Annotated in this window: 19 protein-coding genes; 12 read left to right on the forward strand and 7 right to left on the reverse strand. The window is 72.6% G+C overall.

Translation table 11 applies throughout. The features are described 5' to 3' along the window. The first annotated feature begins 7 nt into the window (after positions 1-7). The 8 genes from HZF07_RS10405 (at position 8) to HZF07_RS10440 (ending at position 12,746) form a co-directional block, all read left to right on the forward strand. Positions 8-352 (forward strand): hypothetical protein, encoded by a 345-nt coding sequence (locus tag HZF07_RS10405; protein ID WP_157341443.1) that lies wholly within the window; start codon positions 8-10, stop codon positions 350-352. Beyond that, complete coding sequence (locus tag HZF07_RS10410) at positions 349-723, forward strand: GPW/gp25 family protein (protein WP_157341445.1); 375 nt, start codon at positions 349-351, stop codon at positions 721-723. The genes HZF07_RS10405 and HZF07_RS10410 overlap by 4 nt, the downstream gene beginning before the upstream one ends. Next, on the forward strand, positions 720-3,227 hold the full coding sequence (locus HZF07_RS10415; protein ID WP_157341447.1) for a baseplate J/gp47 family protein: 2,508 nt from the start codon (positions 720-722) through the stop codon (positions 3,225-3,227). Before HZF07_RS10410 ends, HZF07_RS10415 begins: the two co-directional genes overlap by 4 nt. Then, on the forward strand, positions 3,224-5,812 hold the full coding sequence (locus tag HZF07_RS10420) for a baseplate J/gp47 family protein (RefSeq protein WP_157341450.1): 2,589 nt from the start codon (positions 3,224-3,226) through the stop codon (positions 5,810-5,812). The genes HZF07_RS10415 and HZF07_RS10420 overlap by 4 nt, the downstream gene beginning before the upstream one ends. After that, entirely contained in the window at positions 5,809-8,268 is a 2,460-nt protein-coding gene (locus HZF07_RS10425; RefSeq protein WP_157341452.1) for a hypothetical protein, read from the forward strand. Before HZF07_RS10420 ends, HZF07_RS10425 begins: the two co-directional genes overlap by 4 nt. Next, the gene (locus HZF07_RS10430) at positions 8,265-10,796 is read left to right on the forward strand and encodes a hypothetical protein (RefSeq protein WP_157341454.1); all 2,532 of its coding nucleotides are present in this window, start codon (positions 8,265-8,267) and stop codon (positions 10,794-10,796) included. Before HZF07_RS10425 ends, HZF07_RS10430 begins: the two co-directional genes overlap by 4 nt. Positions 10,797-10,901: 105 nt before the next feature. Further along, the gene (locus HZF07_RS10435) at positions 10,902-11,435 is read left to right on the forward strand and encodes a DUF4231 domain-containing protein (protein ID WP_157341456.1); all 534 of its coding nucleotides are present in this window, start codon (positions 10,902-10,904) and stop codon (positions 11,433-11,435) included. A gap of 258 nt (positions 11,436-11,693) precedes the next feature. After that, complete coding sequence (locus HZF07_RS10440; RefSeq protein ID WP_181645033.1) at positions 11,694-12,746, forward strand: 5'-nucleotidase; 1,053 nt, start codon at positions 11,694-11,696, stop codon at positions 12,744-12,746. A gap of 39 nt (positions 12,747-12,785) precedes the next feature. On the opposite strand, the gene HZF07_RS23820 is transcribed toward HZF07_RS10440, so the two are convergent. The 3 genes from HZF07_RS23820 to HZF07_RS10450 all read right to left on the reverse strand — a co-directional run bounded on the left by HZF07_RS23820 (position 12,786) and on the right by HZF07_RS10450 (position 14,383). Beyond that, positions 12,786-12,920 (reverse strand): hypothetical protein, encoded by a 135-nt coding sequence (locus tag HZF07_RS23820; RefSeq protein WP_258562534.1) that lies wholly within the window; start codon positions 12,918-12,920, stop codon positions 12,786-12,788. Between the two features lie 14 nt (positions 12,921-12,934). After that, entirely contained in the window at positions 12,935-13,174 is a 240-nt protein-coding gene (locus tag HZF07_RS10445) for a DUF1918 domain-containing protein (RefSeq protein WP_157341460.1), read from the reverse strand. Between the two features lie 126 nt (positions 13,175-13,300). Then, positions 13,301-14,383, reverse strand: a complete 1,083-nt coding sequence (locus HZF07_RS10450; protein WP_157341462.1) for an NAD(P)H-dependent amine dehydrogenase family protein — start codon at positions 14,381-14,383, stop codon at positions 13,301-13,303. Positions 14,384-14,432: 49 nt separating this feature from the next. On the opposite strand from HZF07_RS10450, the gene HZF07_RS10455 reads away from it, so the two are divergent. Next, the gene (locus HZF07_RS10455) at positions 14,433-15,185 is read left to right on the forward strand and encodes an SDR family oxidoreductase (protein WP_157341464.1); all 753 of its coding nucleotides are present in this window, start codon (positions 14,433-14,435) and stop codon (positions 15,183-15,185) included. Continuing rightward, positions 15,185-16,822, forward strand: a complete 1,638-nt coding sequence (locus HZF07_RS10460; RefSeq protein WP_157341466.1) for an acetyl-CoA acetyltransferase — start codon at positions 15,185-15,187, stop codon at positions 16,820-16,822. Before HZF07_RS10455 ends, HZF07_RS10460 begins: the two co-directional genes overlap by 1 nt. 30 nt (positions 16,823-16,852) lie before the next feature. Here the strand turns inward: HZF07_RS10460 and HZF07_RS10465 are convergent, their stop codons facing one another. Further along, on the reverse strand, positions 16,853-17,155 hold the full coding sequence (locus tag HZF07_RS10465; RefSeq protein ID WP_157341468.1) for a hypothetical protein: 303 nt from the start codon (positions 17,153-17,155) through the stop codon (positions 16,853-16,855). A 12-nt stretch (positions 17,156-17,167) separates the two neighbouring features. Next, positions 17,168-18,019 (reverse strand): mycothiol conjugate amidase Mca, encoded by an 852-nt coding sequence (gene mca, locus HZF07_RS10470; RefSeq protein ID WP_157344992.1) that lies wholly within the window; start codon positions 18,017-18,019, stop codon positions 17,168-17,170. Between the two features lie 62 nt (positions 18,020-18,081). Here mca and HZF07_RS10475 point away from each other — a divergent pair, with 62 nt between their 5' ends. Together HZF07_RS10475 and greA are read left to right on the forward strand one after the other, a co-directional pair. Next, entirely contained in the window at positions 18,082-18,480 is a 399-nt protein-coding gene (locus HZF07_RS10475) for a DUF4307 domain-containing protein (protein WP_157341470.1), read from the forward strand. Between the two features lie 179 nt (positions 18,481-18,659). Next, positions 18,660-19,169, forward strand: coding sequence for a transcription elongation factor GreA (greA, locus tag HZF07_RS10480; RefSeq protein WP_157341472.1), 510 nt, complete (start codon positions 18,660-18,662; stop codon positions 19,167-19,169). A 16-nt stretch (positions 19,170-19,185) separates the two neighbouring features. Here greA and ilvA read toward each other — a convergent pair whose 3' ends face one another. Together ilvA and HZF07_RS10490 are read right to left on the reverse strand one after the other, a co-directional pair. Beyond that, positions 19,186-20,397 (reverse strand): threonine ammonia-lyase, encoded by a 1,212-nt coding sequence (gene ilvA / locus HZF07_RS10485; RefSeq protein ID WP_157341473.1) that lies wholly within the window; start codon positions 20,395-20,397, stop codon positions 19,186-19,188. Then, positions 20,390-21,757 carry an AI-2E family transporter gene (locus HZF07_RS10490; protein WP_181645034.1) on the reverse strand — a complete coding sequence of 456 codons (1,368 nt, stop codon included), beginning with the start codon at positions 21,755-21,757 and terminating at the stop codon, positions 20,390-20,392. Before HZF07_RS10490 ends, ilvA begins: the two co-directional genes overlap by 8 nt. Between the last annotated feature and the right edge of the window lie 15 nt (positions 21,758-21,772).

Raw genomic sequence — 21,772 nt, forward strand, 5'->3', positions numbered from 1 at the left:
GACGACGATGCCCGGACCTGTCCTCCACGCCAGCGCCACCGTCAGCTGCCCGCACGGTGCGCCGCTCGCCATCGTGCCGTCAGCGCCCCGGGTGACGGTCACGGGACTGCCGGTGGCGGTGCTCACCGACCAGGGACCGGTCGCCGGGTGCCCGTTCACCGTCCCGGTGGGGGCCGCGACCAAGCCGCAGCCCTGCGTCAGCACGCGCTGGATGCTCGGCGCCACGCGCGTGACGTCCGGCGGGCAGCCGGTGCTGATCAACCCGGTCGGTGCTCTCTGCCTCTCGGCCGAGCAGATCCCCGGCGGTCCCCCGACGGTCTCCTCCAGCCAGACCCGCGTGGTGGCGACATGAGCCGACTCTCGTTCCCCTTCGGTCCTACCCCGCTCGGACGCTCGGCGGTGGTCGACTACGGCAGCGACGCCCATGTCCGGCAGCTCCTGGAGCTGCTGATCTTCACGGTGCCGGGCGAGCGCGTGATGCGTCCCGAGCTCGGGAGCCCGGTGCGGCAGATGGTCTTCGGGCCGCTGGGCGGCCCGACGTCGCTCGCTCTGGAGGCTGCGCTCCAGGCCACGGTGCAGCAGTGGCTCGGCCATGTGCTGACCCTCGTCGACCTGACCGTCACGGTGTTCGACGAGGACGCGGCGCTCGAGGTGTCGGTCACCTACGAGACCGTCCGCACCCGATCCACCGGCCAGGTGCGAGTCCGCAAGGACCTCACATGACCGGCCGCTATGTCTGCTGCGACGAGCGCCGCCGGGCCTTGCTGGCCGATCCCGCCGCCCCGGCCGGCATCTCCGGCATCGACTACCTGGAGGTCCAGCAGGGCAACCCGGTCTCGAACCCGACCGTGATCACGATCGTGCTGGTCAAGCCGCTCACGCTGCCGGCGGCCCAGCTCACGAGGGACAACATCCGGATCACCGGCGGCGTGCGCTTCCCCGCCCCACGGGTCGACACCGTGCAGGCCCTTCCCGGGGCGGGCACCGTGGCGTCGTACCAGGTGACGATCCCGGGCGGCCAGCAGACCGACTTCTCGGCGTACCGACTCGAGGTGGTCGCCGGGCCGGGACAGAGCAACCCGCCCGCGTTCCTGGACCCGCACCTGTCGTCGGTCGAGTTCAGCTTCAAGGTCGACTGCGGCAGCGAGCTCGACTGTGCCGAGCCGCCTCGACCGACCGGGGCCGGGCCGGTGGACGACCCCGAGTTCGACTACCTCGCGCGCGACTGGGAGGGCTTCCGGCGGCTGATGCTGGACCGGCTGGCGGTGCTGGTGCCGGGATTCCGCGAGGACGACGCCGTGGATCTGACCACGACCGTCATCGAGGCCCTGGCCTACCGGCTGGACCAGCAGAGCTATCGCCTCGACTGGACGACGACCGAGGCGTTCCTCGACACGGCCCGCAGTCGCACGTCCCTGGTGCGGCACGCCCGCCTGGTCGACTACGTGCCGGCCGAGGGCGCCAGCGCACGCACCTTCGTGAGCCTGGGCTTCCGGGCGTCAGCAGCGTTCCCGGACGGTCAGCTCCTGCCCGCGCACACTCCGGTCCTGCCGCGGCAGGCCGATCTGCCGACGGTGGTGACCGCGCCCGAGTACGCCACCTGGCTGCGCGCCACCCCTGACCTGCCGGTCGCGTTCGAGACGCTCGCGCCGATCGGCCTCTGGCAGTGGCGGTCCCGGATCGCCCTCCACACGTGGGGGGACGAGGAGTGCTCTGTGCCCCGTGGGGCGATCGGCCTCACGCTGGTGGACGACAGCGGGGGCGGTCCCGGCGCGCTCCGGCCGGGCGACCTGCTCCTGGTCGAGGAGATCGCCTCCCCCGAGACCGGTGAGGGGGCAGACGCGGACCCGCAGCACCGGTTCGTCGTCCGGCTCACCTCCGCGATCCCCACACACGATGTCCTCTTCCCCGCACTCTCGCTGGTCGAGGTGGGCTGGGACGAGGCCGACGCGCTGCCCTTCGACCTGGTCGTCTCGCGCCGCGTGCAGGGCCCGAGCGGGCCGCCGGTCCGGGTCGTCTGCGGGGCGGTCCGCGGCAACGTCGTCCTGGCCGAGCACGGAGTCACCCTCCCCCCGGTGACCTCGCTGGGCCTCACGCCCGCGAGCACGGCCGACCTGTCGCCGAGACTGGACCCGCCCGCGCCCGAGCCCGGCAGCCGCTGGGAGCCACGCGTCCGGGCGTCGGGCCCGCTGGCCCGGGTCTCGCCCCACGGCCCTGCCGACCTGCCTCGGCTCACCGCGACCGTCCTGCTGGCGGCGACCGGAGGGCCACCGGCGATCCGCCTGCGTGACGCCTTCTCCACCTGGACGGCCCGCACCGACCTGCTGGCGACCGGCGCGTTCGGCCGCGACTTCGTGGTCGAGACCGACGCCACCGGCGCGCCGACCCTCCGGTTCGGCGACGGGATCCACGGGCTCGGTCCGACGGTGCGGGCCCCACTCGGGGTGGAGGGCCGGTTCGGGTGCGGCACCGGCGGCAACCTGGGCGCCGGCGCGCTCGGCCACGTCGTCGTACCGGCCGCCCTCGGGCAGCTGCCCGTGCAGGACGTCACCAACCCCGTGCCCGGGCGCGGAGGTGCGGCGCCCGAGAGCGCTGCCGTCGTGCGGGCGGTCGCCCCGGAGGCCTTCCGTCACCCGCAGCGGGCCGTCACGGCCGACGACTACGCGGTCGCGGCGCGCGAGCACCCGGACGTGTCGAACGCGATGGCGGTCGCACGGTGGACCGGCGCCTGGCAGACGGTCGTCGTCCACGTCGACCGAGCAGGTGGACGCCCGGTCGACGCGGCGTTCCGGACGTCGCTGATGGCCCACCTCGAGGCCTACCGCCTGGCCGGGTTCGACGTGGCGGTGAAGGCGGCGAAGCTGGTCCCGCTCGACGTGGAGCTCTCGATCTGTGCGCTCCCGGGTGAGATCCGCGGCGTGGTCGGCCAGCGGGTCCGGGCGGCTCTCACACCGGTGGCTCCCGACGGCGGCTTCGGCTTCTTCCACCCCGACCGGTTCACCTTCGGCACACCGCTCTACCTGTCCGCCCTGATCGCCGCGGTGATGGCGGTGCCCGGAGTCCAGAGCGTCACGCCGGTCGTCTTCCAACGGTTCGCCCGGCTCTCGCAGGGCGAGCTCGGACTCGGCGTCATCAAGCCGGACGCCACCGAAGTGCTCGAGCTGCGGGATGACCCGAACTTCCCCGAGCGCGGGCGGCTGCGGATCACGATGGGAGGTGGCCGATGACCGGCGAGGCGGGATGCGGGTGCGGGACCGGTACGACGTGCGGCTGCGATGACACGGCACAGGCGGGCCGGCTGCCCGGCGACCCGGCGGCGTACGCGCACCGCGCGATCCTGGAGCGGATGCTCGACCACGTGGCACACGCCGAGGTCGGCGGGCATCGGCCGCTGCTCGGCTGGACCACGCGCGCGCTCGACGACCCGGGGATCGCCCTTCTCTCGGCGCAGGCCGGCGCCGCGCACGTGATCGCGTGGAACCTCCACCGCCAGCACGCCGACACGACGCTGACGCGCGGCGACGATGCCGAGGCCCTCCAGCTCCTCACTCGGCTCCTCGGCCACCGGAGGCGCCCGGCACTGGCCGCAACCACGATGCTGTCGTTCGCCGTCTCCGAGATCGAAGGCGCCCCCACCCGGGCCACCATCCCCGCGGGGACCAAGGTCAGCACGATCCCCGCGCCCGGAGAGAAGCCCCAGGTGTTCGAGACCGACGCGGACCTCGACGCCCGCCGGGCCTGGAACAGCCTCAGCCCGGTGCGTGCACCCCAACCCCAGACCGTCGCCGTCACCACGACGGCGCTGGTCGTCACGGGAGTCGGCCACGCCGTCCGTACCGGTGACCATCTCCTGGCCTGGCAGGGCCAGTCCGGCAGCCAGACGACCTGGGTGCTCTTCCGGGTCGCCGCCGTCACTACCGACGACGACGCGCAGGTCCCGACCTCGACCGTCACCGTGTCCGGGGGTCGCACGTGCGCCGCGGACAGCTACGTCACGTCCGGCGCCACCCAGGGGACGGTCATCCTGCTCGCCGACCGGGCCATGCCGTTCGGCGCGACTGCTCCCGACATCAGCTTCATGCCGGAGTCGGTACGGATCGCGAAGGGGGATTCGGCGACCGCTGCCGCTACGGCCTGGAAGGACTTCACTGTCTTCAAGGGCACGAAGCTCGACCTCGACACGGTCCACGCTGCTGCCGCCGCGGGTCGAGTCGCGCTCCTGGACGGCTCGAACTCCGTCCTGACCCGCATCACGGCGGCGGTCGACACCGCCCGCAGCGACTTCGGCCTGTCCGCTCGCTGCACGCGACTCAGTCTCGCGCAGACCAGCGCGGGCAGCGTCGACCCCAGCGCGTCGCCGCTGAAGGAGATGGACAGCGAGGTCCGGACCCTGTCCATCTACCTCGAGACCGGACGGCTCGCTCTCGTGGTGCCGCTGGCCGACCCGGAGCTGCCGGTGACCGGCGCCGCACCGGCCCAGCACCCCGCACTGCCGGCGACTGCGCAGGCGGATCGGTTGTACGTCCTCGGCACCCACGAGCTGCCGCCGGGGCGACGCGTGATCCTCAGCGGCGTCGACACCACGACCGGCGCGGTGGCGACGGAGCCGGCCGCGGTCGCGAAGGCGACGGCGGCGACCGCAGGTGGAGTGACCGCAACGTTGCTGCAGCTGGAGAGCACGCTGCAGCACAGGTTCCGCGCCTCGACCCTGTCGGTGCTGGCGAACTGCACGGTCGCCTCCCAGGCGGAGTCGGCGCCGCCGATCCCTGGAGCGTCCGGCGCCGAGCCGGGAGCCGAGATCCTCGGTTCCGGCGACCCCGGCGTCGGGCTGCCCCGGTACCCGCTCAGGCGTCCGCAGCTGGCCTACCTCCCGGCCGCCGGCCCCACCGGCTTCGCGCCCGCGATCCAGGTGCGCGTGGACGGCCGGGCGTTCGACCTCGTCGCCACGCTTCCAGGCGACAACCCGACGAGCCGCGACTTCCGGGTGCTGGCCCGGGGCGACGACGGCGCCGAGGTCCAGTTCGGCGGCCGGCTGCCCTCGGGGATCGGCAACGTCACCGCCCGGTATCGCACGGGCGGTGGAGCGGCCGGCAACCTCGACGCCGGACGGCTGGTGCAGTCCCTCACACCCGTGACCGGTGTCAGTTCCGTGACGAACCCCGTCCCGGCCGAGGGCGGGAGCGACGCGGAGACCGACTCGGAGATGCGCGAGACTGCGCCTCGGGCCATCCGCACGCTCGGGCGAGCCGTCGCCCTCAGCGACTTCGCGGCCTTCGCCGAGGGTTACCGCGGCGTCGGACGCGCCGACGTCGCCGAGTTGCGCCTCCACCGCGCCCGCACCATCGTCGTCACGATCGCGACGACGACCTTCGCGGCCCCGGCGGCCGGCTCCGACCTGATCACCGGTCTGAGCGACGCGATCCTTGCCGCTGCTCCCCCCGGCACCAAGGTGCTCGTCGCCGGCTTCGTCGACCTGGTCATGTCGGTCGGCGTTGCGTTCGCCCACGACCCCGCGCACCGGCGCCCGGACGTCGAGGATCGGGTGCGGGCCGCGCTCCTCGCGCGGTTCGGGGCCGCCGCCCGGCCGTTCGCGCGGGCCGTCCACCGCTCCGAGGTCCTGGCCTGCGTCCAGGACGTCGAAGGCGTCGTGGCCGCCCGCCTCGTCTCGTTCTCCGCCATCGGGGTCGTCGAGGACGCCCAGGGCCGCCTGCCCTGTCCCGGGCCCGAGGCGTCGAGCACCGGATTCGTGCCCGCGCGCCGCCTGTCGCTGGCCGCCGCCGGGATCCTTCCCTTCCAGGAGCTGACGCCATGAGCACCACGCCGGACGTGTCGCCGAGCCGGGTCGCAGCGGTCGGCGCGGAGCTGTACGCCCTCCTGCCCGCGCACGTGCGGCAGGTCGACCTGGCTGCCGGCAGCGCGCTCCAGGCCCTGCTGGAGGTGCTCGCCCGCTCCAGCACCGAGCTCGACGTCGAGCTCGAGGCCTACTACGACGCCTTGTTCGTCGAGACCGCCGACGCCGCCAACCTGCCCGGCGTGGCGGCGCTGGTCGCCGCGATCCCGCTGCAACCCATGCCACCAGGGGCCGCCCTCGACCAGCGGGCGTACGTCGCCAACACGGTCCGCTACCGACGCGGCAAGGGCACCGCGCGCGTCCTGGAGGCATTGGCGCGCGACGTGTCCGGCGACGGGGCGGCCGCCGTGGAGTACTTCCTCCGCGTCGCCCGTCTGCAGCACCTGCTCGACGTCCGGCCCGAGCGGCCGGCAACGGGATCGCTGGTCGACGGCGACACGCACGCCCACGCCGGCGGCTTCCAGGACCGGCTGCCACGGCTGCTCGATGTCCGGGACGTCGTGGCGACCCACAACCACCCGTCGGGGCGGTTCGGGATCCTCTCGGTCGGCGTGCACCTGATCCGCCCGGTGGTGCCGGTGTTCCCTGCCCCACCGGTCGGGACCGCCCTGCCGGCCAGTGACCTGTCGGGCGTGCCACAGGCTCACACCTGGCCGGTGTCCGGGGGCACGACCGGTCACTTCCAGCTGGCCGCCCAACCCGGCGCCCCGCTCCGCCTCTTCGCCCCGGACCGGGTCGCCGATGCCGCCGGGACGCGGCCGGAGGGCCGCGACCTCGCCGACCGGCTGCGCCGGCTGCCGCTGCACCGCGAGACCGACGAGCTGCGACGGGCGGCCGTCGAGGGGCGGGCGCCCCGGCTCACGGGTCGCCCGTGGTTCGACGAGAGCGGTCAGCCCTTCCGGGTCTTCGTACGGCGCGCCGGCGAGACGACCTTCGCCGCCGTACCGCCAGCGCAGCTGCGGATCGCCAACCTGGAGGCCAAGCCGCTGGCCCGACCGCCGGCCACCCTGCCGGTGGTCTGGTACCAGCCGGGCGCGACCCAGGCGACCCGCACGACCGACTCGGCTCCGATCACCTGCGCCGTCGACCCGGTCACCGGTCGCGTCGTCACCGCGCTGCCCCCCACGGGAGTCCCGGAGGTCACAGAGGTGCGGGTCGCCTATGCGACCGCCCACGGCCGTCCGATCGGAGCGGGCGCGCAGGAGCGTGGCGCCGCCGACCAGCCGTTCGAGATCCGCGACGACGGCCCGGTGACCGACCTGGTGTGGGTGGTCGACACGTCGCGGCCGACGGGCGGCTCGGCGCAGACCGCCCACCGGACCGTCTCCACGTTGGCCACTGCTCTCACCGAGGTCGCGGCCGCCGGCGCGAACCGCCGCAGCTTCGTCATCCTGGCCCGGTGCGACGTCGAGTCGGTGTCGGCGGCGGCCGGGACGCTCGACATCGAAGTGCCGCCGGAGTCCGAGGTGCATCTCGTGGCCGCGGAGTGGCGCGCTCCGGTGGCCGCGCCGGGCGTCCCGGGCGACCCCGCCCTCCGCGGCTTCGTCGTACGCCGGGAGCGGAGGTTCACCGTCCACGGCACGGTCCGGGTGCAGCGTGGGTCAGGACCGGCCACGGCCGAGGCGGGCCGGCTGGTGGTGGACGGCGTCGAGTTCACCGGCGGCATGAGGCTGGCGGTCCGCTCGGTCTCCGACCTCGACCTGCGGCACACCACCCTCCGGTCGCCGGGAGGGGCGGCCCTGACCGCGACCGGGCAGCTCACGGACGTGACGGTCAGGATCACGCACTCGCTGTGCGGGCCGATCCGCCTCGGCTCCACGGCCATCGAGGTGAGCGGCGACCTCACCCTGTGTGACTCGGTCGTGGCGGCCGACGGCGTCGCCGCCGGGGACACCTTGGCCGCACCCGGACTCGACTGCTGCCTGCGCAACGTCACCGTGCTCGGCACGTCGCAGCTCCGGGAGCTCACCGCCACCAATGTGCTGTTCGCCGCGCCGTTGACCGTCGCTCGTCGCCAGTCCGGCTGCGTGCGCTTCAGCTTCGTCCCCGACCTGTCGTCCGCACCCCGGCTCTACCGATGCCAGCCCCAGCTGGCGCTGGCAGCCGCTCGCCAGGCGAAGGGCGCGCCGCTGGGCGTCAGCGAGGCACAGCGGGTGCGGCTCTCCGTCGAGCCGGTCCTCCTGGATCGCTCACTCGACGAGCCGACGGTGGCGATGCTGCACGAACTCTGCCCGGACGCGATCCGGCGGGGCGGTGAGGACGAGGCCGAGATGGGGGCGTTCGCCGTCGCCGCCCACGGCATCGTCCGCGCCAACCTCGCGTCGCTCTTCGACGACTTCGTCCCGTCGGCACTCATGGCCGGAGTCATCGACGACACCCGCTCGAACGCTGTCGCACAACGGAGGAACACGCCATGACGATCCGCAACGACGCCACTCGTCAGACCATCCGCGCCACCGACCTTCGCACGGCCCGGGCGGTCGTACCCCGGCAGGGACAGGCACTGCTCGACACCGACCTCGACCAGCAAGCCCGGCACACTCTCACCCGCATCGAGGCCGAGACGGCCGACACCCTCGGCTCTCCGGGCCGGTTCGTCGTCCCGGCCGGCTCCACCGCGTTCGCGATCACGGTGGCTGCGACTCCGTCGGCCTGCAGTATCGGCGGCGGCCGTGGCTATCTCGGCGGCTGGCTGCTGGAGAACCCCTCCACGTGCACGCTCGGCGTCACCCAGCCGCACCCGCGGGCCGACGCCGCCGTGGCCGGTCCGGTCGCCATGGTCGTCAAGGCGCTGATCCGCCACGTCGACCCGGTCGAGGAGACGGCGTACGCCGACCCGGCGCTGGGTGACGCCCAGGCGGCGGGACGGTCCCTGGTCGACTGGCAGGTCTTCCCCTTCGCGCCGAGCGGTGCCTGGCCGTCGCCCAGCTGCGCCACGGTCACCGGACAGGCCGACTGGCAGCGCCTGGTCGCGCCGTCGACGGGCACCCTCGCCGTCGTACCTGACGCCGCGCCGCCCTCGACCGACCCGTGCAGCCTGGCGCCGGCCGGGGGCTACTCACGCAGCGACAACCTCTGCTTCCGCATCGAGGTCGACGGGGGCATCGCCCGCAACGACTTCCCGGACATCGACGGTCCGCGGTTCGGGCTGGCCGGACTACGGGTGAAGATGTCGCGCCGCAACGCGTCGCTGATGGTCCGCGTCAAGGGTGCCAGCGGAACCGAGGTCACCGTCGAGCCACCGGCGCTGGACCCGCACAACTGGTTCGCCACCGGCATGTACGCCGAGCTGGTCTCGGCGCACGACGACGTGGACCCTCGCGCGGCGGTCGCGAGCACGCGGATGTTCCAGGTGGCCACCGCGAGCGACAGCGTGGTGACCCTGGACTCGACCGCGGCCGCCATGCTCAGCGGTCTGACGGGCACCTGGTACCTCCGGCTCTGGGACACCTTCCCCGACGGGTCAGGGACGCAGACCGTCACGACCACGGCGGCAGCACCGGCCGTGTCGCAGGACATCGACCTCGGTGACGGCGTCAAGATTCGTCTGGGGGCCGGCAGCGGCGGGCCCGCGTCCACCACCTTCCGCCGGGGTGACCACTGGACGTTCGCCGGTCGCTCCGACGGCACCATCGACTGGCCGGCAGGCAGTCCGCAGGAGCTGCCGCACGGCCCCGACACGCGCTACGCCCCGCTCGCCGTGCTCAACGGCGCGAGCCCGTTCGAGGACTGCCGGATCCCCGCAGCATCCCTGACCGACCGCAGCCTGCTCTTCCGCGGTGGCGACGGCCAGGCCGTGATGGTCCCGCCCGGCGGTGGCTTCGTCGGCCTCCCCTCGCCGCTGCGGGTAGCGGTGATGCGTGGCCGGACGCCGGTCGCCGGGGCACGGCTCAGGTGGAGCACCCCCGCCGCGCCGGTGTCGCCGCCGTCCCAGATCAACGGTCAGCCCGTGTCCACCGCCGCCGTCGTGGAGGTGAACACCGGCACCGACGGGGTCTGCCAGGTCCAGTGGAGCATCGACAGCGCCACGTCGGCGTCCGCCCAGCGGGTCCAAGTCACGTTGCTCGACGGCACCGGCAACCCCGAGGGCGCGTCCCTGGTGTTCACCAGCCAGTTCTCGACCGCCGCCAACACCAGCTACCAGCCCGGCGCCTGCAAGGTGCTGAACAACTCGACGACCGTCCAGGAGGCGCTCGACGAGCTGTGCGCCAATCTGGGCCACGGACCGGAGGAGGAGCCCGAGACGCTCAGGATCACGTCGATCGTGCTGCTCGGCGATCGGACCGAGGACACGCTCCTGGAGAAGGAGCTCATCCTCAACGGCAAGGAGGTGGAGTACGACGCCTTCCTCGACAGCATCGTCATCGGGATCTCCGGCAACGCGCTCGAGTGCACCCCCGAGCCGTGGGACCCGATCGTCGAGGTGGAGCTCGACCTTCCCTATCCGACGACCGACCCGGACCGCTGGTACTGGGGCAACGCCAGCATGGACCCCGGCAGGGGCGGTGGCATCCGGGGATTCTTCGGTTTCCAGCGGATGCGCCTCGCCGGCGAGGTGTTCACGAAGGTGCGAGCACGCACCCCCCGTGACCGGGACATCGAGCGGCTCGACCGCGGCCTGACCTGGACGCCCGGCGGCTGGGCCCGGAGGTTCCTCGAGACGGCGCCCCAGCACCGGTTCGGCTACGCCCCTGCCGTACTCGTCGAGGAGATGAAGGAACTCGAGTGGGAGTTCGAGGAGGAGCCCAGGACTCTCTGCCGGCTCCGCGTCCGCTCGGCGCACGTCTGGGCCAAGGGAGAGCGGTCCGAGCGTGCCTGGCTGAACGCCGAGCACCTGGGGACCTCCGACGGACTCACCGCACGCGAGCTGCTGCTGGGCGAGCGTGACCCGCAACGGGCCGCCGACTTGGACATGTTCTTCTACCTGCGATTGCCGCGCGGGTGACCTGATGAACCGTCTCGGGGCGGCGGAGCCCCACGTCGTACGCCTGAGCCGAGCCGCGGGCCAGCTCTCCGATCGTGACCTGCACCCGGTCCCGAGGAGATCACGATGAGTTCCGCGAGTGGAGAGGGCGACCCGTACAGCGGGACGCCGGTGGACGACGGCTCTCCGCCAGAGCCGTTCTGGGTGAAGGCGGAGTGGCGGGAGGTCCTTCCGGACACGGTTCTCGCCCATCACGCGTTTCGGCTCAGCGGCAAGCAGAGCTGTGAGAGGAGGTGGAGGTACCAGCGCATCGCTCTACTCGCCGTCACCGCGTCGATCCCGGTGGTGGCCGCATCGGACGGACCCTTGGTCGTCCTCGCCGCCCTCGGCGCCATCGCCACGTTCCTTGCTGGTGTCGGCGACCTGTTCCATTGGCACGACAACTTCATTCGCGAGAACCGGTCGCTGATGCAGATCCAACGCGAGCTGGTCCTGTGGAAGACCGGGCGTCCGCCCTATCGATGCCTCAAGGTCGCGCCCGGTGACTCGACGCCAGACGACGCCGCGGAACTCCTGGTGAGGGTGGAGGACATCGTCCAGACCGAGGGAGAGGGTTGGGCGACCTCCGTCGCACGCGCTGACGACAAGCAGGCCGGCTGAGGGCGCCCGGCGTCCGCCTGGGCTCTCGTGTGACGGTCGAGACCCACGCAAACGCCCTGGGCGCCAGTTTGCTCGGGTCCCGGCCGCACCGAGCGTGTTGCGGAGATCCGGGACATCTTCGTGCGCACTGGGTCGTCACGGCCGCGTCGTACCCGCGACCCGGCGCTTCCTCCCCGATTGGGTATGGACGGACTTTCCTGCCACCACCGGAGCGGGCGCTACTGCAAACTGGCAACCCCCGCACCTTGGAGGGCCCGATTGCCGTACACCCTTGATAACCGCCTTGTGGTCGGGGTCGCCTCGAGTGCGTTGTTCGACCTCGCCGAGTCGGACCGCGTGTTGCGACGCGATGGCGAGCAGGCGTACCGGCGCTACCAGGAGGAGCACCTACAGGACCCGCTTCAGCCGGGAATCGCCTTCTCGTTCATCAGACGGCTCCTGTCGCTCAACGATCTCGCCGACGACGCCGACCACCTCGTCGAGGTGATCGTCATGTCGCGCAACGACCCAGATACGGGCCTACGCGTCATGGAGTCCATCGCGCACCACGGACTGCCCATCACCCGAGCGATCTTCATGCAAGGGCGTGCACCGTTCGCGTTCGTCCCCGCCTTGAACGTCTCGCTCTTCGTGTCCGCAGACGACGACATGGTCCGAAGCGCGAACCAACGGGGCTTGCCGGCCGGCCGTGCGCTCCCCTCGGCAACCGTCGACGACGATGATGAGCTCCGAATCGCCTTCGACTTCGACGGCATACTCGCCGACGACAGGTCCGAACAAGTCAAGCAGGAGAGCGGACTGCCAGAGCTCCACCACCATGGGACCGCTCATGCCGGGTCTGCCCATGACCCCGGGCCACTTCAACCCTTCTTGTTGAAGATCGCCAAGATCCAGGCGACCGAGCGCGAGCGCAAGCTGGCGGACCCCGACTACCGCATGCGCCTGCACATCGCACTCGTCACCGCGCGCCATGCTCCCTCCCACAAGCGAGCGATTCAGTCACTCAAGTCGTGGGGCGTCATGGTCAACGACGCCTTCTTCCTGGGCGGTATCGACAAAGGGGCCGTCATCAGTGTTCTGCGACCCCACATCTACTTCGACGACCGACAGGGTCACCTAGCGTCCACCTCGACCTCCGCCCCCGCGGTCCAGGTGCCGTTCGGCACGGTGAACGGGGCGCCAGAGCATCGGGAAGCAAACGGAGTTGCAGGCGTGGACGAGCGGGTGGTGGGCAGCGCGGGCGGTCGGCATCGTGCCCAGCTGGACGAGCGACCTTCCACCGCGAGTCACCCCGGCGCCGCCCGTTCTTGACGTCCATGCTGTCGCCGACGTCGAGCTGGCGGCTGGCGCTCAGGCGACCAGGGCGACGTCGTCCTGGTCGAGGCCGGCGAACAGCACGGACAGCGGACGGACGTGGGAGCAGTCGCAGCCGTGGCCGCAGAACTCGCAGAGGCCCACGTCGCAGGCCGAGCAGTACTCGCCCATGGGGCGCTCCTTGGTCAGACGAGGACGGGGGCGACGACGAGGCGGGGCTCGTCCTCGAGGGGGTACGCCGGCCCGGCGTGCGCGATGAAGTCGTCCGGGCTCGGGTAGAGCAGGTCCTCCTGGCCGGTGTCCGTCCATCGCACCCAGTACGGGGGACGCCCGTCGCTGTAGTCGCCGGAGATCACCACTGCGTCACGCGTGCCGTCCGCGTGCTGGTCGTGCACGTGGATCCGGTCACCCTTGAACGCGTACATCCTCGAGATCCTTCGCCTTTCCGTGGTTCGTGGCCGCGGGCGCGGTGCCCGTCGATCTGCTCACGTATCCACCCTGCTGGACCGGCGCTCGTGGCGGCAGGGGCGAACGGCGGTGGCCGTGGGACTTCAGTCCCGAGCCCCGACGTAGGTGCCCCGCCCCGTGGGCAGCGGCAGGTCGAGGGTGGTGACGATCCCCGGGCCGGCCGCGCGGACGTCGGGGATGGCGTTCACGATGCGGCCGCAGGCGGCGACGATCGCGGCGTGGTTGTGGTCGCCGTGCTCGCTGCTCGGCACGATGTCGACCACGTAGCTCGGCTCGCCGGTGATCTCGACCCGGTAGGCGCCGCCGCCGCTGGTCGGTCGCGCCCAGTCCGGGCGCAGGTCGTCGCGGGTGCGGGTGACGTGCTCGACGACGATCGCGGCGTGGCCGGCCACCATCCCGGTGATCGAGAACTTCAGGGCGGCGATCGTGCCCTGCTCGATCCGACCGGCCGCGATGTCGTAGGACTCCGGCGCCGGCTCGGCCTCCCAGTGCTCCACGACCTCGTCGACCTCGATGCCGAGTCCGGCGGCGATCATCCGGATCGCGGTGCCCCACGCGAAGCCGAGCACCCCCGGCAGGAACAGCAGCGGCGTCTCGCCGATCGGCCGGCCGAAGCCCATCAGGTCGAACATCACCTCCGCGCCGTCGTACGTCGCGTAGTCGGCGAGCTCGTAGCAGCGGACCTGCTCGATCCGCTGGCAGGTGCTGGCCAGCGCCAGCGGCAGCAGGTCGCTGGCGAACCCGGGGTCGACCCCGGTGACGTAGACGGTCGCACCACCCGCCCGCGCAGCGGCCTCGACCTTGCCGATCACCGTGTCGGGCAGGGTGCCCCAGGGGAACTGCAGCGTGCCGGGGGCGGACCCCACGACGTCGATGCCGGCCTCGAGCAGACGGCGCACGTCGCCGGTCGCCTCGACGGGACGGGTGTCACCCATCGCGCAGTAGACGACGCACTCCGGCGCGGCGGCGATCAGCTCGTCGAGGCTGCCGACGGCTCGCACACCGGTCACGGCGTCCAGCCCGGCCAGTTCGCCGGCGTCGGTGCCGACCTTGCCCGGGTCGGTCGTGCTGACCGCGACCAGCTCGAAGCGGTCGTCGGCGATCAGCTGGCGCAGCGTCAGCCGGCCGGCGTTGCCGGTGGCGACTTGGGCGACGCGAATGGTCATGTCCGTCTCATTTCTAGAACCTGTTCTAGCCGGTGCTATCTTGCCACGCATGGGACGCGTGGACGGCAAGGTCGCCCTGATCAGCGGCGGCGCCCGCAACATCGGCGGCGCGAGCGCCCGGATGCTGGTCGCGGAGGGGGCGCAGGTCGTCATCGGCGACGTGCTCGACGCGGAGGGTCAGGCGCTCGCCGACGAGCTGTGCCGGGTCTCGCGGGGCGACCACGCGCGCTACGTGCACCTCGACGTCACCTCCGAGGAGGACTGGGCGGCAGCGGTCGAGCTCACCACGTCGGCGTACGGCCGGCTCGACGTGCTCTTCAACAACGCCGGGATCTTCAACGGTGGCCAGCTCCAGCGCTACAAGCGCGAGCACTGGCAGCAGATGCTCGACGTCAACCTGACCGGTGCCTTCCTCGGCATGAAGGCCGCGGCGGACGCCATGATCGCGGCGGGCGGCGGCTCGATCATCAACACCTCCTCCATCGAGGGGCTGCGCGGCACCCCGTGGGCGCACGGGTACGTCGCGTCGAAGTGGGGACTGCGCGGGCTCACGAAGTCGGCCGCGATGGAGCTCGCCCCGCACGGGATCCGGGTGAACTCGCTCCACCCCGGACGCATCAGCACGCCGGCGACCGACCAGATGCCGGAGGACCTGATCCCGATCCCGCTCGGCCGCCCAGGTCGGGTCGAGGAGGTCGCGGCGTTCGTGCTCTTCCTCGCCAGCGACGAGGCCACGTTCACGACGGGCTCGGAGTTCACGATGGACGGCGGCACGGTCATGCACATCCCGACCAAGATCTGATGTCGCCGTCGCTCGACCCGGCGACGCCGGTCCTCGTCGGCGTCGGCCAGCACTCCGAGCGCATCGACGACCCCGGCTACGCCGGGCTGTCGGCCGCCGACCTGGCCGGGCGTGCCGCCGCGGCAGCGCTCGTCGACACCGGCGCGGACGCGGACGCCCTGGCCGCTGCCATCGACACCGTCGCCGGCGTCCGGCAGTTCGAGGTCTCGACCCCGATCGCGGAGGCGCCGCTGGGCCGCGCCGACAACTACCCGCGGGCGGTGGCCCGACGCATCGGTGCCGACCCGGGCCACGCGATGCTCGAGGTCGCCGGCGGCCAGGCGCCGCAGCAGCTGGTCACCGAGATGGCCGCCGCGATCGCCGCCGGCAGCCGGGAGGTCGTCCTGCTGGTGGGCTCCGAGGCGATCTCGACGACCCGCCACCTGGCCGAGCGCGACCCGAGGCCCGACTTCACCGAGACCGTCGGCGGCCAGCTCGAGGACCGGGGGCTCGGCCTGCGCGGCCTGGTCTCCTGGCAGACCGTCATCCACGGCCTGCTCGACGCGCCCGTGCAGTACGCGCTGTTCGAGAACGCGCGCCGGGCCCGCCTCGGCCTCTCCCGTGAGCAGTACGCCGCGGGCATGGGCGCGCTCTTCGCGCCGTTCACCGAGGTCGCTGCGGCCAACCCGCACGCGGCCGCACCGACCGTGCGCACCGCCGCCGAGCTGGTGACCCCCTCCGAGCGCAACCGGGCCATCGTCGATCCCTACCCGCGCTTCCTGGTCGCCCGCGACCAGGTCAACCAGGGCGCCGCGGTGCTGCTGACCTCCGTCGGCGCGGCCCGGCGGCTCGGCGTCCCCGAGGACCGCTGGGTCTTCCTGCACGGCCACGCCGACGTGCGCGAGCGCGACTTCTTCGAGCGCGCCGACCTCAGCCGCTACCCCGCGGCCGGGCTCGCCGTGCGCCACGCCCTCGAGGTCGCCGGGGCCGACCTCGCCGACGTCACCCACCTCGACCTCTACTCCTGCTTCCCGGTCGCGGTCACGTGCGTCCTCGACGAGCTCGGGCTCCCGCCCGACGACCCGCGCGGCCTGACGCTGACCGGCGGACTGCCGTTCTTCGGTGGCGCCGGCAACAACTACTCGATGCACGCGATCGCCGAGGCCGTGGCCCGGTGCCGCGCCGACCGCGACGCGCTCGCCCTGGTCGGCGCCAACGGCGGCATGATGTCGAAGTACTCCGTCGGCCTCTACTCCGCCCGACCCGTGGCATGGCGGCCGGACCGGAGCGCCGAGGTGCAGGCCGAGATCGCCTCGTGGCCGGCGCCGGCGCTCGACCCGCACCCCGAGGGCTGGGCGTCGATCGAGACCTGCACGGTGCGCTTCGGACGCGCCGGACGTCGTACGGCGATCGTGGTGGGTCGGCTCGAGGAGACCGGCGCCCGGTTCATGGCGAACGCCCTCGAGGACGACGACGAGATCCTGGACCTGCTCGAGGGCCCCGAGCCGCTCGGCCGGCGGATCTACGTGCGCGGCGGCACGGACCGGCACCGGGTCACCACGACCCGCGAGCGCATGGACGCGCTCCGCCCTGGCACCGGCCCGGTCGACTGGACCGAGGTCGACCAGCGAGCTGCCGAGTTCGAGTCCTCGCTCTGAGTCCCTGACACTCCTCGCGGGAGCCGGCCCTCAGTCGCGGGTGTCGTCGCCGGGCTCGGTCCGCTGCTCGGCCGACCGCTCGACCGGGGGCTCCACCGGCAGCGACACCGCGGGCTTCCTGTCGGACGGGTCGTAGAGGCCGGCCTCCTCGGCGGCGTCGACCTTGCGCAGCTGCTTGACCAGGCTCCAGCCGAGGAACGCGACCGCGAGGATCAGCCCGATGAAGATCCCGAACGCCAGCCATCCGGCCTTCACGTCCTCGGGCTCGGGCGTCCGGTCGGCGAAGGACACGACGGCGGTCAGGACGTGCGGGAGGGCGGTGAGCACCTGCATGCGGCCAGTCTCTCAGGCGGGGTCGGTGATGCCGGCGAAGAGGTCGTCCTCGGGGGTCCGGGTGGTGATGCGGCTCTCGACGAGCTCGAAGTCCTCGGTCGGCCAGACCTCGGTCTGGATCTCCCGCGGGATCGCGAACCAGAAGCCGTCCGGGTCGATCTGCGTGGCATGCGCCAGCAGCGCCTGGTCGCGGACCCCGAAGTAGTCGGCGCACGGGACCCGGGTGGTGATCCGGGCGTCCCACTCCGGCTCCGGCTTCCACTCCTTGAGCCGCTCGGCGTACGGCGACTCCAGGCCGTGCTCGAGCATCGCCTCGTGCAGCGCGGTCATCTTCGGCCGGTTGAACGAGTGGTGGTAGTAGAGCTTGGAGACCTCCCACGGCTCCCCCAGCTCCGGGTAGCGCTCCGGGTCGGCCGCGGCGTGGAACGCCTCCACGCTGATCTCGTGGCACTTGATGTGGTCGGGGTGCGGGTAGCCGCCGCGCTCGTCGTACGTCGTCATCACGTGCGGCCGGAACTCGCGGATCAGCCGCACGAGCGGTGCCGCGGCCTCCTCGAGCGGCACCAGCCCGAAGCAGCCCTCGGGCAGCGGCGGCTTCGGGTCGCCCTCCGGCCAGCCGGAGTCGACGAAGCCCAGCCAGTCCTGGCGGACGCCGAGGATGTCGCGCGCCCGCTCCATCTCCTGCCGCCGGATCTCGGTGATGTTCGCCAGGATCTCGGGGCGGTCCATCTTGGGGTTGAGGATCGACCCACGCTCGCCGCCGGTGCAGGTCGCGACGTGCACGTCGACGCCCTCGGCGACGTACTTCGCCGTGCTGGCCGCGCCCTTGCTCGACTCGTCGTCGGGGTGGGCATGAACGTGCATGAGCCGGTAGCCGGCGCGGGGGTGCTGCGTCACCCGGCAATCGTAGATGGGACGATGCCGCCGTGAGCCAGCCGACCGACCTCGCCGACCGGTACGGCGCGCCGTCGCCGTGGGGCCGGGGCGTCCTGATCGGGGTCGTCGTGGTGGTCGCGGCCGCCTTCCTGGGCTGGCTCGGCTGGACGATCTGGGAGCAGTCGACGCCCGACGCGCGGTCGGAGCTGGTGGGCTACGACGTGGTCGACGAGCACGCCGCGACCGCGACCGTCGACGTGCGGCTGCGGACCGGTGACGTGGTCGCGACCTGCCGCCTGCGCGCGTACGCCGAGGACCACTCGGTCGTCGGAGAGGCGACGTTCACCCCGGAGGACGGCCGCAACGAGGTCGACGTGCGCACCGAGCGGAGGGCGACGTCGGTCGAGCTCCTCGGCTGCACCACGCCGGACCAGCGCCGAGCCCGCTGATCAACGACCTGCGCCGTCCCGGTCCGGTTGTTACAGTGGACGTTCTGACGCACCCCCGCAGGGCCGTCGCGCAACGGTCCGCACGTTCGTGCACTGCCGTTTAGCGGCACACCGGCGGGGGCACCCCACGGAGACGGCGGAACGGTTCGTCGCACCTCGTAGCTAGCAGGAGTTACCCCATGACGCAGGCAGCAGAGCAGGGCAAGATCTGGCTCACCCAGGACGCCTTCGACAAGCTCACCCAGGAGCTCGAGGACCTCAAGGGTCCCCGGCGCCAGGAGGTCATCGCCCGCATCAGCGCCGCCCGCGACGAGGGTGACCTCAAGGAGAACGGCGGCTACCACGCCGCCCGCGAGGAGCAGGGCAAGCTCGAGGGCCGGATCCGTCAGCTCGAGGACATGCTGCTGCGCGCCGAGGTCGGCGAGACGCCGCCGGACGACGGGGTCGTCGAGCCCGGCATGAAGGTCACCTACAGGTTCGTCGGCGACGACGACGACGAGACCGAGACCTTCCTGCTCGGCGCCCGCGAGATGGAGGACGCCGCCGGCGGCCTCAAGGTCTACTCCCCCCAGTCGCCGCTCGGCGCCGCGATCATGGGCGCGACCAAGGGCGACACGGTCTCCTACGAGGCCCCCAACGGCAAGACCCTCGAGGTCGTCATCGTCGACGCGGTGCCGTTCACGGGCTGATCGGCTCCCGGGCTGATCACTCGTACACGCGGTAGCCGCGCTCGCGCAGCCGCGTGAGCACCTGCTCGGCGTGCGGCTCGCCGCGCGTCTCGAGCTGGAGGCGCACCTCGACCTCGTCGACGTGCAGCGTCGGCGAGATCCGCTCGTGCACGACCTCGATGACGTTGGCGCCGACCGCGCTGACCTCACCGAGGAGCTGCGCGAGGCCGCCGGGGACGTCGGGGATGCAGACCCGCAGGTTGAGGTAGCGCCCGGCCGCGGCCATGCCGTGCCGGATGACCTTGCCCAGCAGCAGCGGGTCGATGTTGCCGCCGGAGAGCACCACGACCGTGGGCGTCTCGAAGCGGGTGGGGTCGTCGAGCATCGCGGCCACGGCCGCGGCGCCGGCGGGCTCGACGAGCAGCTTGGCGCGCTCGAGCGTCGCGAGCACGGCCCGGGCGAGCCCGTCCTCCGAGACCGTGAGGATCTCGTCGACGTGGTCGCGCACCGCGGCGAACGTGATGTCGCCGGGCCGCCCGACCGCGATGCCGTCGGCCATCGTGCTCATCGACGGCAGCGCGACCGGCTCGCCCTTCGCCAGCGAGCCGGGGTACGCCGCGGCGCCCGCCGCCTGCACCCCGACCACCCGGACGTCCGGGCGCAGCGCCTTCACGGCGATCGCGATGCCGGCCAGCAGGCCGCCGCCGCCGGTCGGGACGAGCACGGTCTGCACCTCGGGGCACTGCTCGAGGATCTCGAGGCCCACGGTGCCCTGGCCGGCCACGACGTCGACGTGGTCGAAGGGGTGGATGAGCACCGCGCCCGTGCGCTCCGCGAACGCGTGCGCCTCGGCCAGCGCGTCCTCGAGGTAGCGGCCGTGGAACACCACGTCGGCGCCGTACCCGCGGGTGGCCTTCTCCTTCGGGATGGGCGCGCCCTCCGGCATGAAGACGGTGGCCGGGATGCCGAGCTGCTGCGCCGCGAGCGCGACGCCCTGCGCGTGGTTGCCGGCCGACGCCGCGACCACGCCGCGCGCCCGCTCCTCGGGGGAGAGCCGGGAGATCCGGATGAAGGCACCGCGGGCCTTGAACGAACCGGTCCGCTGGAGGTTCTCGCACTTCAGGGACACCGGTCCGCCGGTCAGCGTGGAGAGCCAGTGCGACTCCTCCATCGGTGTCAGGATCGACACCCCCGCCAGCTCCTCGCGGGCGGCCTCGATCTCGGCCAGCCCGACGGTCGCCTCACTCATCGTGCGACTCCTCCCGAGGCACCTCGACGGTCGACCCCATCTCCTCGTAGTCCTCGGCGAGCTCCTCGACGGGATCGTCGTCGCCGACGCTGGTGTTGGCGGCCAGGTGCTGCACGACGGCGTTGAGCGACGCCGCCAGGGGCACGGCGATCAGGGCGCCGGCGATGCCGGCGACGAGCACGCCGCAGCCGATGGCGACGATGACGCCGAGCGGGTGCAGCGAGACCCACCGACCCATCAGGAACGGCTGCAGGACGTGGCCCTCGAGCTGCTGCACGCCGATGACGACGGCGAGCATCAGCAGTGCGGTGACCGGTCCCTGGTCGACCAGCGCGACGAGCACCGCGACCGTGCCCGCGACCGTGGCGCCGACCATCGGCACGAACGCGCCGAGGAAGACCAGCACGCCGATGGCCAGCACGAACGGCACGCCGAGCACCGCCGCGCCGATCATGACGCCGGCCGCATCCGTGGCCGCGACGATCACCGTCGCCCGGACGAACTGGGTCAGCGAGATCCAGGCGACCCGGCCGGAGCTGTCGGCGTGCTCGCGGGCGGCGCGCGGGGCGATCCGCACCAGCCAGGCCCAGATCCGCTCGCCGTCGGCGAGGAAGAAGTAGGTCGAGAACAGCACGATGAAGAACCCGGCCAGGACGTGGCCGACGGCCGTGCCGACCTCGGTGATCGAGCTCAGGCCCACGCCCTCCTGGGTGCGGTCGGTGATCGCCTTCTGGATCCGGTCGATGTACTCGTTGATCTGCGAGTCGCTGGCGTTCAGCGGCCCGTTCTTGAGCCAGTCCTTGACCTCGTCGAGGCCCTGGACGGTCTGGTCCGCGAGGTCGGTCGCACCGTTGGCGACCTGCTGGCCGGCGAAGGTCAGCAGCGCGACGACGAAGGCGATGCCGGCGAGGACGACGAGCAGGGCGGCGAGCCCGCGCGGCATGACCCGGTCGAGGCCGTCGACGACGGGGATGACCAGCGCCGAGATCAGCAGCGCGACCGCGATCGGGATCGTGACCACGGCGAAGAACGCCACCAGCCAGAGCACGAGGTAGGCGGCGGCGGCGATCACCAGGAAGCGCCACGCCCAGGCGGCGGCGAGGTCGACGCCCCACGGCACCTCGGCGCGGCTGAAGTTCGACGGCCCGCCCACGACGGGGGACGGCTGGGCGCGACGCTCGTCGCGCCGCAGCGCCCACTGGTGGGCCAGCCGGGTGGCGATGCCCTCGTCGGTCTCCCCCACCGCGCCGTCGCCGGCGCGGTGCCGCAGGCCCGGCAGCGGGAGCCGGCGCCGATGAGCCTCCGCGCCCCCGTCCGGTGGGACGGCGGGCTCGGTCGGCTCGTCAGCGTCGTTGCTCACGGCGACAACGTACCC

The organism is Nocardioides agri (genome assembly GCF_013778305.1).
In the GTDB taxonomy this organism is placed as follows: Bacteria; Actinomycetota; Actinomycetes; order Propionibacteriales; family Nocardioidaceae; genus Nocardioides; species Nocardioides agri.

What these genes read in the sequence shown, in the direction of transcription:
- greA (WP_157341472.1), top strand. Translation starts at nt 18,660, where the DNA reads ATGACGCAGGCAGCAGAGCAGGGCAAGATCTGGCTCACCCAGGACGCC.
- HZF07_RS10460 (WP_157341466.1), top strand. Translation starts at nt 15,185, where the DNA reads ATGTCGCCGTCGCTCGACCCGGCGACGCCGGTCCTCGTCGGCGTCGGC.
- HZF07_RS10455 (WP_157341464.1), top strand. Translation starts at nt 14,433, where the DNA reads ATGGGACGCGTGGACGGCAAGGTCGCCCTGATCAGCGGCGGCGCCCGC.
- HZF07_RS10410 (WP_157341445.1), top strand. Translation starts at nt 349, where the DNA reads ATGAGCCGACTCTCGTTCCCCTTCGGTCCTACCCCGCTCGGACGCTCG.
- HZF07_RS10415 (WP_157341447.1), top strand. Translation starts at nt 720, where the DNA reads ATGACCGGCCGCTATGTCTGCTGCGACGAGCGCCGCCGGGCCTTGCTG.
- HZF07_RS10425 (WP_157341452.1), top strand. Translation starts at nt 5,809, where the DNA reads ATGAGCACCACGCCGGACGTGTCGCCGAGCCGGGTCGCAGCGGTCGGC.
- ilvA (WP_157341473.1), bottom strand. Translation starts at nt 20,397, where the DNA reads ATGAGTGAGGCGACCGTCGGGCTGGCCGAGATCGAGGCCGCCCGCGAG.
- HZF07_RS10430 (WP_157341454.1), top strand. Translation starts at nt 8,265, where the DNA reads ATGACGATCCGCAACGACGCCACTCGTCAGACCATCCGCGCCACCGAC.
- HZF07_RS10450 (WP_157341462.1), bottom strand. Translation starts at nt 14,383, where the DNA reads ATGACCATTCGCGTCGCCCAAGTCGCCACCGGCAACGCCGGCCGGCTG.
- HZF07_RS23820 (WP_258562534.1), bottom strand. Translation starts at nt 12,920, where the DNA reads ATGGGCGAGTACTGCTCGGCCTGCGACGTGGGCCTCTGCGAGTTCTGC.
- HZF07_RS10420 (WP_157341450.1), top strand. Translation starts at nt 3,224, where the DNA reads ATGACCGGCGAGGCGGGATGCGGGTGCGGGACCGGTACGACGTGCGGC.
- mca (WP_157344992.1), bottom strand. Translation starts at nt 18,019, where the DNA reads ATGCACGTTCATGCCCACCCCGACGACGAGTCGAGCAAGGGCGCGGCC.
- HZF07_RS10405 (WP_157341443.1), top strand. Translation starts at nt 8, where the DNA reads ATGCCCGGACCTGTCCTCCACGCCAGCGCCACCGTCAGCTGCCCGCAC.
- HZF07_RS10445 (WP_157341460.1), bottom strand. Translation starts at nt 13,174, where the DNA reads ATGTACGCGTTCAAGGGTGACCGGATCCACGTGCACGACCAGCACGCG.
- HZF07_RS10465 (WP_157341468.1), bottom strand. Translation starts at nt 17,155, where the DNA reads ATGCAGGTGCTCACCGCCCTCCCGCACGTCCTGACCGCCGTCGTGTCC.
- HZF07_RS10435 (WP_157341456.1), top strand. Translation starts at nt 10,902, where the DNA reads ATGAGTTCCGCGAGTGGAGAGGGCGACCCGTACAGCGGGACGCCGGTG.